We start from the raw sequence: 12,482 nt of genomic DNA, 5'->3' as shown, positions 1-12,482 counted from the left end.
ACCAAAAAAAAGCCGCTCCAAAGAGCGGCTTTTCCAGCTTCACGGACCTCCGGCCCGTCTCAAGCTCAGTCGTCCAGCAGCGACAAATCGCGCACCGCGCCCTTGTCCGCGGACATCACCAGCTTGGCATACGCCTTCAGCGCCGCGGACACCTTGCGCGGGCGCGGCTTGGCCGGCTTCCAGCCCTTGGCGTTCTGCGCTTCGCGGCGGCGTGCCAGTTCTTCGTCGGACACCAGCACGTTGATGGTGCGGTTGGGGATGTCGATGCGGATCTTGTCGCCGTCTTGCACCAGGCCGATGGCGCCGCCGGCCGCGGCTTCGGGCGAGCAGTGGCCGATGGACAGGCCCGAGGTGCCGCCGGAGAAGCGGCCGTCGGTCAGCAGCGCGCAGGCCTTGCCCAGGCCCTTGGACTTGATGTAGCTGGTGGGGTAGAGCATTTCCTGCATGCCCGGGCCGCCCTTCGGGCCTTCGTAGCGCACGATCACCACGTCGCCGGCCTTGACCTTGTCGTTGAGGATGTTCTCGACCGCTTCGTCCTGCGATTCGGTGACGTGGGCGGTGCCCTCGAACACCAGGATGCTTTCGTCGACGCCGGCGGTCTTCACCACGCAGCCGTCCAGCGCGATGTTGCCGGTCAGCACCGCCAGGCCGCCTTCCTTCGAGAAGGCGTGCTCGTAGGAGCGGATGCAGCCTTCGGCGCGGTCCAGGTCCAGGCTGGGCCAGCGCGTGTTCTGGCTGAACGCCACCTGGGTGGGAACGCCGGCCGGGCCGGCCAGGTAGAACTGCCTGACCGCCTCATCCTGGGTGCGGGCGATGTCCCACTGCGCCAGTGCGTCCTTCAGCGTGGGGGCATGTACCGTCGGCACGTCGGTGTGCAGCTTGCCGGCGCGCTCCAGCTCGCCCAGGATGGCCATGATGCCGCCGGCGCGGTGCACATCCTCGATGTGGTACTTGTTGGTGTTGGGCGCGACCTTGCACAACTGCGGCACCACGCGCGACAGGCGGTCGATGTCGGTCATGTCGAAGTCGATTTCCGCCTCGCGCGCGATCGCCAGCAGGTGCAGGATGGTGTTGGTGGAGCCGCCCATGGCGATATCCAGCGTCATGGCGTTCTCGAACGCCTTGAAGCCCACCGCGCGCGGCAGCACGCGCGCGTCTTCCTGTTCGTAGTACTGGCGCGCCAGCTCGACGATGCGGCGGCCGGCGCGCTTGAACAGCTGCTCGCGGTCCGCGTGCGTGGCCACCACCGTGCCGTTGCCGGGCAGCGACAGGCCCAGCGCCTCGGTCAGGCAGTTCATGGAATTGGCGGTGAACATGCCCGAGCACGAGCCGCAGGTCGGGCAGGCGGAACGCTCCACCTCGGCCACGTCGGCGTCGGAATACGCGCTGTCGGCGGCGATCACCATGGCGTCGACCAGGTCCAGCTTCTTGAACTCCATGGCCTTGGTGACGGGGTTGGCCAGGCGCGTCTTGCCGGCTTCCATCGGCCCGCCGGAAACGAAGATCACCGGGATGTTCAGGCGCATCGCGGCCATCAGCATGCCCGGGGTGATCTTGTCGCAGTTGGAGATGCACACCATGGCGTCGGCGCAGTGCGCGTTGACCATGTACTCGACCGAGTCGGCGATGATGTCGCGGCTGGGCAGCGAATACAGCATGCCGTCATGGCCCATGGCGATGCCGTCGTCGACCGCGATGGTGTTGAACTCCTTGGCCACGCCGCCCGCGGCCTCGATCTCGCGCGCGACCAGCTGGCCCAGGTCCTTCAGGTGCACGTGCCCCGGCACGAACTGCGTGAAGGAGTTGACCACGGCGATGATGGGCTTGGAGAAGTCTTCGTCTTTCATGCCGGTGGCGCGCCACAGCGAGCGCGCCCCCGCCATGTTGCGGCCGGCGGTGGAGGTTTTGGAACGGTATGTGGGCATGGTCTTGCTTTAGAAGTATCGCGGGTAGGAAGCGGGCCGCGGGAATAAGGGCCCTGGCATGCCCGTGCGATCAACCTCTTGAGCTGCGCCGTGGGCAAAGCCGCGATTATCCCACAGCCGGCGCGGCAGGCGCTTCCCCCGCCGCGCGGCACGGGGCGCCCGCCAGCTCGGCCGCAATGTTCGGGCGGCCACCATGGGAGCACGCCACCCGCCTCCGATACCCTTGCGCGATTGCCGTTTCGGGGAAATGCTTGCGCTTATGTCACCTGCGCGGAGCAACGTCATGGACACTTCAAGCGAACTGCAAGCCACCGTGGACGCCCTGGCACAGCCGGGCAAAGGCCTGTTGGCCGCCGACGAGAGCGGCCCGACCATTGCCAAGCGCTTCGAGCGCATCGGTGTGGAATCGAGCGAAGAAAACCGGCGCGCGTGGCGTAACCTGCTCCTGGGCACGCCGGGGCTGGGCGACTACATCAGCGGCGTGATCCTCTACGAGGAAACGCTCGGCCAGCAGGCCGACGATGGCACGCCGCTGCCGGAGCTGGCCGCGCGCCAGGGCATCGTGCCCGGCATCAAGGTCGACAAGGGCAAGCTCGCCCTTGCGCTCGCCCCCGGCGACGAGATCACCGAGGGCCTCGACGGGCTGGGCAAGCGCCTGGCCGGCTACCGGCAACAAGGCGCGCGTTTTGCCAAGTGGCGCGCGGTCTACAACGTGTCCGACACTCTCCCCGGTCTCGCCGCCGTGCAGGCCAACGCCGAAGCGCTGGCCCGCTACGCAGCGATCTGCCAGCAGGCCGGCGTGGTGCCGATCGTCGAGCCGGAAGTGCTGATGGATGGCGGCCACTCCATGGCCCGTTGCGCCCAGGTGACCGAGGCCGTGCTGCACGAAGTCTTCCACGCCCTGCACCGCCACGGCGTGGTGCTGGAACACATGCTGCTCAAGCCCAGCATGGTGCTGCCCGGCAAGGATGCCGGTCACGCGCCACCGTCGGAGGTCGCGATGCAGACCGTGCAAGTGCTCAAGCGCACCGTGCCTGCGGCGGTGCCGGGCATCTTCTTCCTGTCCGGCGGACAAACCCCGGCCGAGGCCACCGCCAACCTCGACGCCATGAACCGCCTGGCGCCGCTGCCGTGGCGGCTGTCCTTCTCCTATGGGCGCGCGCTGCAGGAGCCGCCGCTGCTGGCCTGGCGCGGCGAGGCCGCCAACGCCGGGCAGGCGCAACAGGCATTGCTGCTGCGCTCACGGCTGAACGGCCTGGCTTGCGTGGGGAAATATGAGGCGGCGCTGGAGGGCGCTGCCGGATAAGTCCGACCAGGCAAGGTATAGCGGTGGCGCAGGCGGCCGGGGGCGCATCGCGCGCGGACCGCCGCCGGCCCCCGGATGGCGCGCCGCTCGCGCCGTGCCATATGCATAGAGAGAATCACGCCCGCCCCCTAGAATGTCGGGATGAAATCCTCTCTGCACCCCACCAGGACCGTGGTCCTGGTATTTCTGCTGGCCATCGCGGCCGGCAGCATGCTGTTGATGTTGCCGGTGTCGAGGGCCGAGGGCGGTCAGGCGCCCTGGCTGGTTGCCTTCTTTACCGCCGTTTCCGCGGTCTGCGTTACCGGGCTGGTGGTCGTGGATACCGGCACGTACTGGTCGGGTTTCGGGCAGGCAGTCATCATGGCGCTGTTCCAGCTGGGCGGCTTCGGCATGATGACGGCGTCCACTCTCCTCGGCTTGATGGTCAACCGCTCGTTGCGCCTGCGGACGCGGTTGATCACGCAGGTTGAAACCCGTGCGCTGGGCCTGGGCGATATCAGCGGCATTGCCCGCCTGGTCCTGATCGTGACGTTCGGCTGCGAGCTTGCGATCGCGCTGTGGCTGACGGCCACGCTGCATTTCGGCCACGGCCTGCCTTGGCCCGAGGCGGCATGGAGCGGCCTGTTCCATGCGGTCTCGGCGTTCAACAATGCAGGTTTTTCGATCCATGCCGACAGTCTGACCCGGTATGCCGCCGCGCCGGCGATCCTGTTGCCCGTCATGCTGGCAATCGTGGTCGGCGGCCTCGGCTTCCCGGTTCTCTACGACCTGCATGGCAAGCTGCGCGAGCCGCGCCGCTGGTCCCTGCACAGCAAGCTCACCCTGCTTGGCACCGCGCTGCTGCTGGCGCTCGGCCTGGCCGGGCTGCTGCTCTTCGAATGGAGCAACAGCCGGACCCTGGGTCCCATGCCGGTGCCGGAGAAACTGCTGGCCGCGGCATTTGCCTCCGTCTCGGCCAGGACGGCCGGATTCAATGCCATCGATATCGGCGCGCTGACGCAGGAAAGCCTGGCCCTGCATTACCTGCTGATGTTCGTTGGCGGCGGCAGTGCCAGCACGGCCGGCGGCGTCAAGGTCGGCACCATCGCCATCCTTGCCTTGCTGGTGATTGCGGAGATCCGCGGCCGTACCGACAGCGAAGCCTTCGCGCGCCGCGTCAGTCCGTCGGCGCAACGCCAGGCGATCACCGTGCTGGTGCTGGGCAGCACGCTGGTCACCATCGGCACACTGGTGCTGCTGCGGCTGACCAACCTTCCCGCCGGCAGCGTTATCTTCGAGGTGATCTCCGCCTTCGGCACGGTTGGCCTGTCGACCGGCATCACGCCGGAGCTGCCGCCCGGCGCGCAGATCATGTTGACCGTGTTGATGTATGCCGGACGAGTTGGCACCATTACGCTGGCAGTTTCGCTGGCCATGGGCGAACGCCGCTCGCCCTATCGCTATCCCGAGGAGCATCCCATTGTTGGCTAGACTTTTTACCGAGCAGTTCGCCTTCTCCGCAGGAGACAGCGTGGTCGTGATCGGGCTGGGCCGCTTCGGCAGCGCAGTGGCCCAGTCGCTGATGCGCCTTGGCCACGATGTCATGGGAATCGACAAAGACATGGACCTGGTACAGCGCTGGTCGAACAGCCTGACTCACTGTGTCCAGGCGGATTCCACCGATGTCAACGTCATGCGCCAGCTTGGCGTGGCGGATTTCTCTCACGCCATCGTTGGCATCGGCACCGAAATGTCGTCCAGCCTGATGACCCTGATGGCACTCACCGAACTCGAGATCCAGGACATCTGGGTCAAGGCCTTCACCACCGAGCACGGGAAAATCGCCGAGCGCATCGGCGCCCACCACGTGGTCTATCCGGAAGCCGACATGGGCGCGCGCGTGGCCCACCTGATCACCGGCAGGATGATCGATTTCATCGAGTTTGAGGACGGCTTTGCCATTGCAAAGATTCATGCGCCGGCGTTCACGCACGGCAAGAGCCTGATGGAGTCGCGCGTGCGCGAGCAGTCGGGTGTTACCGTGGTCGGCGTCAAGCGCGCGAACGAGGAGTTCATGCATGCGACCCCGTCTACCACGATCGAGGCCGGCGACCTGCTGGTCGTCTCCGGTGCGACCAGCAAGATCGAACGCTTCGCCGGCGGCACCGGAAAGCCGTAGCGTGCCGCCCCGTCGATGCGCCGGCGAACCCGCCGGTTCAGGAACCCCGCAACCATGAACCAGCCCGCCCCGCAGCAAGATGTGCCCCGCGCCCAGATCCTGGCGGAGAGAGCATTCTCGGCTATCGACCATTATCTTCATATCGAAGCGATCAGTGGCCTGGTACTGCTGCTTGCCGCCGCGGTGGCCCTGGTCTGGGCCAACTCGCCGGCTGCCGGCAGCTACGTCGCGCTTTGGCATACCAGCCTGTCATTCGGCTTTGGCAGCCATGTGGTGGACCAGCCGCTGCACTTCTGGATCAACGACGGCCTCATGACGGTGTTCTTCCTGGTGGTCGGCATGGAGATCCGGCGCGAGATCCATGAAGGCGCGCTCGCCAGCATCCGCTTGTCCGCGCTGCCGGTCACCGCGGCGCTGGGCGGCGTCCTGGTTCCCGCCGCGCTCTACCTGGCGATGAACCCGGGGTTGCCGGCGCGGCACGGATGGGCGGTGCCGACGGCCACCGACATTGCGTTCGCCGTAGGGGTGCTCGCATTGCTGGGCAAATCGATTCCGGGGAACGTCCGGGTCTTCCTGCTGGCCCTGGCGATCATCGACGACATCGTGGCGGTGCTCATCATTGCCGCGGCCTATTCCACCGGCCTCGACCATACCGGTCTTTATCTGGCCGGTGCCGGCATCCTGCTGGTCCTTGGCCTGCAATGGCTCGGCATCGGCACCGCGTACGCGTATGTCGTGCCGGGCGCCGTGTTGTGGCTGGGCTTGCTCAAGACGGGTGCCCACCCGACCCTGGCAGGGGTGGTGCTGGGCATGATGACCCCGGTCCGGATCGCGCAGGTCGGCGGCCGTCCGCTGGACCAGGCAAGGGACGCCGTTGACGACCTGCGCGCCCGTAGCGCGAGCCCCGCGCCGGAACCGGACAAACTCGCCGCGCCGTTGCGGCAACTGCGACAAGCGCAGCGGGACGTCCTGCCGCCGGTCACGCGCGTGCAGATCGCGCTCCATCCCTGGGTGGCCTTCCTGGTCATGCCGTTGTTTGCGCTGGCGAACGCCGGCGTCGATGTCACCGGCGTAGACCTCGGCAACGGCAGTGCGCGGATCGTGCTGGCGGGGGTGGTCGCGGCGCTGGTACTGGGAAAACCACTGGGCATCGTCTCGATCAGCTGGCTGGCGGTTCGGCTCGGATGGTGCCAGTTGCCGCCCGAGGTATCGTGGCGGGGCCTGTGGCTGGTCGGCCTGCTTGCCGGCATCGGTTTCACGATGTCGATCTTTATCGCCATGCTAGCCTTCGACGATGCCAACCTGCTTGCCGCCGCCAAGCTTGGCGTGCTGCTTGCCTCCGCCATTGCCGCGGTGCTCGGGCTCGGCTGGGGACTGCTCTACGCGCGCAGCCTCAAGGCAGCCGGCCGTTAGCGACCAGCCTGCCTGCGGCCGGCGCTTGCGGCGTTGGCGCGAGCCCGCCGCACGGTTCAGCGAAATACCCCCACTGCCTCCACCAGCCGCACCGCCTGCTGATTCAGGCTCTCTGCCGCGGCTGCGCTTTGCTCGACCAGCGCGGCGTTCTGCTGCGTGATCTGGTCCAGGTCGCTGACCGCGTCGCCCACCTGCGAAATGCCGCTGCTCTGCTCCCTGGTGGCGTCGCTGATCTCGGCGATCAGCTGCGACACATGCCTGACCTGCGACACGATGTCCTGCATGGTCTTGCCGGCATCGTCCACCAGCCTGGCGCCGGATTCGACGTTGTGCACGCTGGCATCGATCAGCCCCTTGATTTCCTTGGCGGCGTTGGCGCTGCGCTGCGCCAGGCTGCGCACCTCGCCCGCCACCACCGCAAAGCCGCGGCCCTGCTCGCCGGCGCGCGCCGCTTCCACCGCGGCATTCAGGGCGAGGATGTTGGTCTGGAAGGCAATGCCGTCGATCACCCCGATGATCTCGGCGATGCGCTTCGAGCTCTCGGTGATCGCCTTCATCGTGCTAATCACCTCCGACACCGCCTCGCCACCGCGTTGCGCCGCGGCACTGGCCGAGCCCGACAAGGTGTTGGCCTGCGCCGCGGTATCCGCATTGCTTTTGACCGTGGCGGTCATCTGCGTCATCGACGCGGCGGTTTCCTGCACGTTCGACGCGGCCTGCTCGGTGCGCGCGCTCAGGTCGGAGTTGCCGCGCGCGATCTCGTTGCTGGCGGTCTGGACGTTGACCACCTGCGCGCTGACGTCGTCGATCAGCCAGCGGAACATCAGCCCCAGCTGGTTGATGGTGCGCAGGGTCATGCCGATCTCGTCGACCCGGTTCATGTGCACGGCCTTCTGGCTTTCGCCCGAGGCCACGCGCAGCGCGTGTTCCAGCACTTCCTCAAGGGGCCTGGTGACCTGCCGCTGCAGCGTCCACGACACCAGCAGCGTGGCAAGCGCCATCACGCCGGCAAAGCCGGCCAGCGCCATGCCGCCCAGGCCGAGCCACCAGGCACTGGCCACGCTGGCGGAAAGCAGTCCGGCCAACGCCAGCCGCACGCGCCAGCGCACCGGCATGACCTGGAGCAGCGACGTCACCGCCATCAGCCCGGTCCGGACGATCAGCCCCTTGTGGAATTTGCGGTTGCCGGCATGGCCCTCGCGGAAGTCGCGGTACAGGCGCTCCGCGGCGGCGATCTCATCGCGCGTGGCCTTGGTCCGCACCGACATATACCCCGCCGGCCGGCCATTGCGAACCACCGGCGTGGCATTGGCGCGGACCCAGTAGTGGTCGCCGTTCTTGCGCCGGTTCTTCACCAGCGCGGTCCACGGCTCTCCGCCCTTCAGCGTGGCCCACATGTCGGCGAAGGCTTCCGCCGGCATGTCGGGGTGGCGCACCAGGTTATGCGGCTGCCCTTGGATTTCCTCCTGCGTGAAGCCGCTGACTTCGACAAACGCTGCATTGGCGTACGTGATGTAGCTTTGCGTGTCGGTGGTCGACATCAGCGTGGCGTGGTCCGGGAATTCGAATTCCCGCTGCGTCACCGGTTGATTGTTGCGCATGGCAATCCTCCTCATTCTCGATATAAAGCGGGGGACGCGTTAGTGGTTGCGGCCTGCAGAATCGCTGTCTGCATATGTCCCATCCAGCCTGAATATCGGATTGCGGCGCGTTCGCCCGACCCCACTATGGTGGGGATGGCGGGCGGAATGACGAAGGCGGGTGCCGGTCGGGCTTTCGGCACCGCGTCGTTGTCGGGTATTGGCCACCCCTATAAAGCCCGACGTCAAAGCGTCGCGCTATTTGCCGAACGTCATGCTAAGCCCCGCAAACACCGTCCACCGGGCTCCCCCCTTCCATCGCCGGCAGCGCCGCATCACTTGCGCTCCACCGCATTGCGCCCCGCTGGCGATGCCTTTAACATAGCAAGCCAATCCCCATCACCGAGGTACTCGTCATGCGCCATTGATGCCGCCGTCTTCATGACGGCCAGTCTCCACCTACCCCCACAAGCAGGGGGAGCTTCTGGCATCCCTGGAATCATCCATGACGAATCCCTATCTCGCGCTGGAAGGCGTGTCTTATGTTCTGCCCGACGGCAGGACGCTTTTCTCCGATATCAGCGAACAGTTCGACCAGCGCCCCACTGGCCTGGTCGGGCGCAATGGCGCCGGCAAGACGGTGCTGGCGCGCATGCTGGCCGGACAGGTGCAGCCGACCAGCGGGCGCTGTACGCGCTCCGGCAGCGTGTACTACCTCGCCCAGCAGATATCGCCTGCGCCTGGCGCTACGGTGTCTGGCCTGGCCGGTGTGCAGGCCACACTGGATGCGCTCGGACGCATCGAAGCCGGCAGCAGCGCGCCCGAAGATTTCGATGCCGTGGGCGAGCGCTGGGATGTACGCCTGCGGCTGCAGGACGAACTGGCGCGCAATGGCCTGGGCCATCTCGATGCCACGACGCCTGCCAGCGTGCTTAGCGGTGGCGAAGCCATGCGCGTCACGCTGATCGGCGCCTTGTTGTCGGGTGCCGATTACCTGATCCTGGACGAGCCGAGCAATCACCTCGACCGGCCGAACCGGCAGGCGCTGATCGGGCAGTTGCAGCGATGGCCGCGCGGGCTGCTGGTGGTAAGCCATGACAGGCAATTGCTGGAAGCAATGACGCGCATCGTCGAGTTGTCTTCGCTTGGACTGCGCAGCTATGGGGGCAACTACCCCTTCTACGCGCAATGCAAGGAGCGCGAGCGGCAGGCCGCGATCCAGCAACTGGAACAACGCAAGCTCGAACGCCGGCGCGAAGAGCAGTCCCTGCGCGAGCAACGCGAACGCCTCGAGCGGCGCCAGGCACGTGGCAACCGGCACGGACAAGAGGCCAACCAGGCCAGGATCCTGCTGGGCCGCCAGAAGGAACGCAGCGAAAGCTCGGCCGGCAAGCTGCGCCAGCAGCATGCCGAAACCCGGCTGGAACTGGCCGAGCGCGTGCGCGAGGCCACGCAGCGGGTCGAGCACGACCTGGCCATCGTAGTGCATGAGCTGCCGGTCGCCCTGGCTTCGCAAAAGCGTGTCGCGGAACTGGAGGCCGTGGAACTGCCCTTTGTCCAGGGTGCCACGCGCGAGATCCACCTCACGTTGACGGGGCAGCAACGCGTGGGCGTGATCGGCCCCAATGGCAGCGGCAAGTCGACCTTGCTCAAGGTGCTCGCGCGCCAGCTGACGCCCCTGAGCGGGACATGCAGGCTTCCGGTGGAGGGCATCTACCTGGACCAGCGGCTGGCCAACCTGGACCCGCGGCGAAGCGTGCTGGAGCAGATGCTGGCCGCCAACCCGACGGCTGCCGAAGGCGATCTGCGCATGCGCCTTGCGCACCTCGGCCTGGATAGCGGGAAGATTGCAGTGCCCGGCGGCTCCCTCAGCGGGGGCGAGCGCCTGAAGGCGGCGCTGGCGTGCGTGCTGTATGCCGATCCAGCGCCGCACCTGCTATTGCTCGATGAGCCCAGCAACCACCTGGATCTGCCTTCGGTACAGGCGCTGGAAGCCATGTTGCGCGGCTACCGGGGCGCGCTGATGGTCGTGTCCCACGACGATGCATTCATGAACAACCTCGGCCTGACGGATCGGCTGGTGGCGACGGAACAAGGCTGGCGAACCGCGCCGTGGTGATGTCAGGCGGTGCGCATCGCCAGTGCGTAGTACGACGCGCCGTCCTCGCTGCGCTCCAGCACCGCGCGCACCGTCACCGGCAGCCTGCTTCCGTCTTCCCGCAGCAGTTCGGCGGCGAACGTCGCCCTGGGCCGGGTGCGCGTCATCCGGCGCAGGCGGGGCTCGGCCTCGGCCAGGCGCCTGGCAAACCCGTCGCCCAGCAGCGCCTCGGCGTCGCCGCCGACCATCTCGACGAGCGCCGCGTTGACCGATTCGCAGCGCAGCTTGCCGTCCAGCAGCGCCATGCCTTCGGAGGTCAGCTCGAACACCGCCCGGAACCGCGCCTGCTGGTCGCGCAGTGACTGCTCGGCAAGCTTGCGCGCAGTGTTGTCCATGCTGATGCCGACGATCTTCACGATGCGCCCGTCGAGTTCGCGCACCGGCGTGGCGCGCGACGAGATCCAGCGGATGCTGCCGTCGGGCTGGACCAGGCGGAAGTCGAATTCGTGGGCCTTGCCGGTGCGCACCGATTCCTCGTAGGCGGCGTTCATCATGGGAACGTCCTCGGCGGGCACATGCTTCCAGAAGCTTTCGTTGCTGACGATGCGCCAGCCGTACACGGCCTCGACGTTGGACGAGTAGGTCACGTCGTCGGTGATCAGGTTCCATTCCCACGTGACGATGCGCGCGCCCTCCTGCGCCAGCTTCATGCGCGCCTCGCTCTCCATGATCTCGGCGGTGTAGCGGCGACGCATGTCGGTCATCGGGATTGCCACCGCGCTGGAGGTCTCGGCCTCGTGCCGGGCCTGATCGCCGTAGCGCAGCCAGATCCAGTTGACATCGAGGAACGCCGCCAGCTTGCGCAGCTTCTCGTAGTCGATCTCGCCGCCCCGGGTCCATTTGTGGACCGCCGGGCGCGACACGTCGAGCGCGTTGGCTACCGCCTGCAGCGTGAGCTTCTTGTGTTCGAGCAGTTCCTTGAGGCGGAAGGCAAAGCTGTTTTCTGTCATGTTGTGGATTCCCCGGTGGCACCGCCGAGATGGCGCATGAAAAACTCGACGCAGGCGCGCACGCGCGCGGAGCCGGACAGGCGCGAAGGATACACCGCCCAGATATCCGCGTCCTGGCGGTAGTCGGGCAGCACCTGGACCAGGCGCCCGGCCTCGAGGTCGGGCGCGACATCCCACATCGAGCGCAGCATGACGCCATGCCCGGCCAGCGCCCAGCCTGTGACGATCTCCCCGTGGTTGGACGACAGGCGCCCTCCTACCTTGACGTTGCGCTCGCCCTCGGGCCCCGTCATGCGCCAGATGCCAAAGGGGTGGTCGCGCTCCTTGGTGACAAGACAGTCGTGCTCCGCCAGCGCCTCGAGCGTCCGCGGCTCGCCGCGCGCGGCCAGGTACGCGGGCGCCGCGCACAGCACGCGCCAGTTGCGCGCCAGGCGGCGCGCGATCAGGTGCGGGGCGATGTCGTTGCCGATGCGGATGTCGAGATCGATGCCTTCGGCCACGAGGTCGACCAGCTTGTCGAACACGTCGAAGCGGATTTCCAGTCCGGGAAACTGCTGGCAAAGCGTCGAGATCAGCGGTGCCACATGGCGCCTGCCGAAGCCCACGCTACTGCCGATGCGCACCAGCCCGCGCGGCGCGCCGCCGGCAGCGATTTCATCCCTGAGCTGCCCGATCTCGTCGAGCATGTCGCGGGCCCAGCGGCACACGCGCTCGCCGTTTTCCGTCAGCGACACCTGGCGCGTGCTCCGGTGCAGCAGTTGCGCGCCCAGCGCCCGTTCCAGCGCCTTGACGCGCTTGCTGACATAGGCGGGCGAACTGCCCAGCTCTTCCGCTGCGGCGACGAAGCTGGCGCGCTGCGCGACCAGACAGAACACCCGCAGGTCTTCCAGTGGGGGCAGATTATTCACGATTCGTGTTTCCTGTATCCACGCTTGCGCGGATGATCCGCGCCGGGTTTCCCGGCATTCTCGATCGCACCTGACCACCAGACC

At 67.1% G+C, this 12,482-nt stretch carries 9 protein-coding genes; 5 read left to right on the top strand and 4 right to left on the bottom strand.

The window, feature by feature from the left end:
• Positions 1 to 65: 65 nt before the first annotated feature.
• Entirely contained in the window at positions 66 to 1,925 is a 1,860-nt protein-coding gene (ilvD, locus tag FHX60_RS18465) for a dihydroxy-acid dehydratase (RefSeq protein WP_116603171.1), read from the bottom strand.
• A gap of 283 nt (positions 1,926 to 2,208) precedes the next feature.
• Here ilvD and FHX60_RS18460 point away from each other — a divergent pair, with 283 nt between their 5' ends.
• The 4 genes from FHX60_RS18460 to nhaA all read left to right on the top strand — a co-directional run bounded on the left by FHX60_RS18460 (position 2,209) and on the right by nhaA (position 6,802).
• Positions 2,209 to 3,231: a class I fructose-bisphosphate aldolase gene (locus FHX60_RS18460; protein ID WP_112774675.1), complete on the top strand. Its 1,023-nt coding sequence runs from the start codon at positions 2,209 to 2,211 to the stop codon at positions 3,229 to 3,231.
• A gap of 141 nt (positions 3,232 to 3,372) precedes the next feature.
• Positions 3,373 to 4,701, top strand: coding sequence for a TrkH family potassium uptake protein (locus tag FHX60_RS18455; protein WP_183284146.1), 1,329 nt, complete (start codon positions 3,373 to 3,375; stop codon positions 4,699 to 4,701).
• Positions 4,702 to 4,741: 40 nt separating this feature from the next.
• Positions 4,742 to 5,389, top strand: a complete 648-nt coding sequence (locus FHX60_RS18450) for a potassium channel family protein (RefSeq protein ID WP_207781298.1) — start codon at positions 4,742 to 4,744, stop codon at positions 5,387 to 5,389.
• A gap of 54 nt (positions 5,390 to 5,443) precedes the next feature.
• Entirely contained in the window at positions 5,444 to 6,802 is a 1,359-nt protein-coding gene (gene nhaA, locus FHX60_RS18445) for a Na+/H+ antiporter NhaA (RefSeq protein ID WP_112774673.1), read from the top strand.
• A gap of 56 nt (positions 6,803 to 6,858) precedes the next feature.
• Here the strand turns inward: nhaA and FHX60_RS18440 are convergent, their stop codons facing one another.
• Positions 6,859 to 8,403 carry a methyl-accepting chemotaxis protein gene (locus FHX60_RS18440; protein ID WP_183284145.1) on the bottom strand — a complete coding sequence of 515 codons (1,545 nt, stop codon included), beginning with the start codon at positions 8,401 to 8,403 and terminating at the stop codon, positions 6,859 to 6,861.
• A 484-nt stretch (positions 8,404 to 8,887) separates the two neighbouring features.
• Here FHX60_RS18440 and FHX60_RS18435 point away from each other — a divergent pair, with 484 nt between their 5' ends.
• Complete coding sequence (locus FHX60_RS18435) at positions 8,888 to 10,501, top strand: ABC-F family ATP-binding cassette domain-containing protein (protein WP_183284144.1); 1,614 nt, start codon at positions 8,888 to 8,890, stop codon at positions 10,499 to 10,501.
• Between the two features lie 2 nt (positions 10,502 to 10,503).
• Here FHX60_RS18435 and FHX60_RS18430 read toward each other — a convergent pair whose 3' ends face one another.
• Together FHX60_RS18430 and FHX60_RS18425 are read right to left on the bottom strand one after the other, a co-directional pair.
• The gene (locus FHX60_RS18430) at positions 10,504 to 11,490 is read right to left on the bottom strand and encodes a PAS domain-containing protein (RefSeq protein WP_183284143.1); all 987 of its coding nucleotides are present in this window, start codon (positions 11,488 to 11,490) and stop codon (positions 10,504 to 10,506) included.
• Complete coding sequence (locus tag FHX60_RS18425; protein ID WP_183284142.1) at positions 11,487 to 12,398, bottom strand: LysR substrate-binding domain-containing protein; 912 nt, start codon at positions 12,396 to 12,398, stop codon at positions 11,487 to 11,489. The genes FHX60_RS18430 and FHX60_RS18425 overlap by 4 nt, the downstream gene beginning before the upstream one ends.
• Between the last annotated feature and the right edge of the window lie 84 nt (positions 12,399 to 12,482).

The organism is Cupriavidus alkaliphilus (assembly GCF_014191175.1).
Lineage (GTDB): Bacteria > Pseudomonadota > Gammaproteobacteria > Burkholderiales > Burkholderiaceae > Cupriavidus > Cupriavidus alkaliphilus.
The sequence above is the reverse complement of the archived record's forward strand: the minus strand, read 5'-3'. Positions and strand labels throughout refer to the sequence as shown.

Bases quoted from the DNA above. Each gene is read 5' to 3' on its own strand.
- ilvD (WP_116603171.1), bottom strand. From the start codon at position 1,925: ATGCCCACATACCGTTCCAAAACCTCCACCGCCGGCCGCAACATGGCG.
- FHX60_RS18460 (WP_112774675.1), top strand. From the start codon at position 2,209: ATGGACACTTCAAGCGAACTGCAAGCCACCGTGGACGCCCTGGCACAG.
- FHX60_RS18455 (WP_183284146.1), top strand. From the start codon at position 3,373: ATGAAATCCTCTCTGCACCCCACCAGGACCGTGGTCCTGGTATTTCTG.
- nhaA (WP_112774673.1), top strand. From the start codon at position 5,444: ATGAACCAGCCCGCCCCGCAGCAAGATGTGCCCCGCGCCCAGATCCTG.
- FHX60_RS18440 (WP_183284145.1), bottom strand. From the start codon at position 8,403: ATGCGCAACAATCAACCGGTGACGCAGCGGGAATTCGAATTCCCGGAC.
- FHX60_RS18435 (WP_183284144.1), top strand. From the start codon at position 8,888: ATGACGAATCCCTATCTCGCGCTGGAAGGCGTGTCTTATGTTCTGCCC.
- FHX60_RS18430 (WP_183284143.1), bottom strand. From the start codon at position 11,490: ATGACAGAAAACAGCTTTGCCTTCCGCCTCAAGGAACTGCTCGAACAC.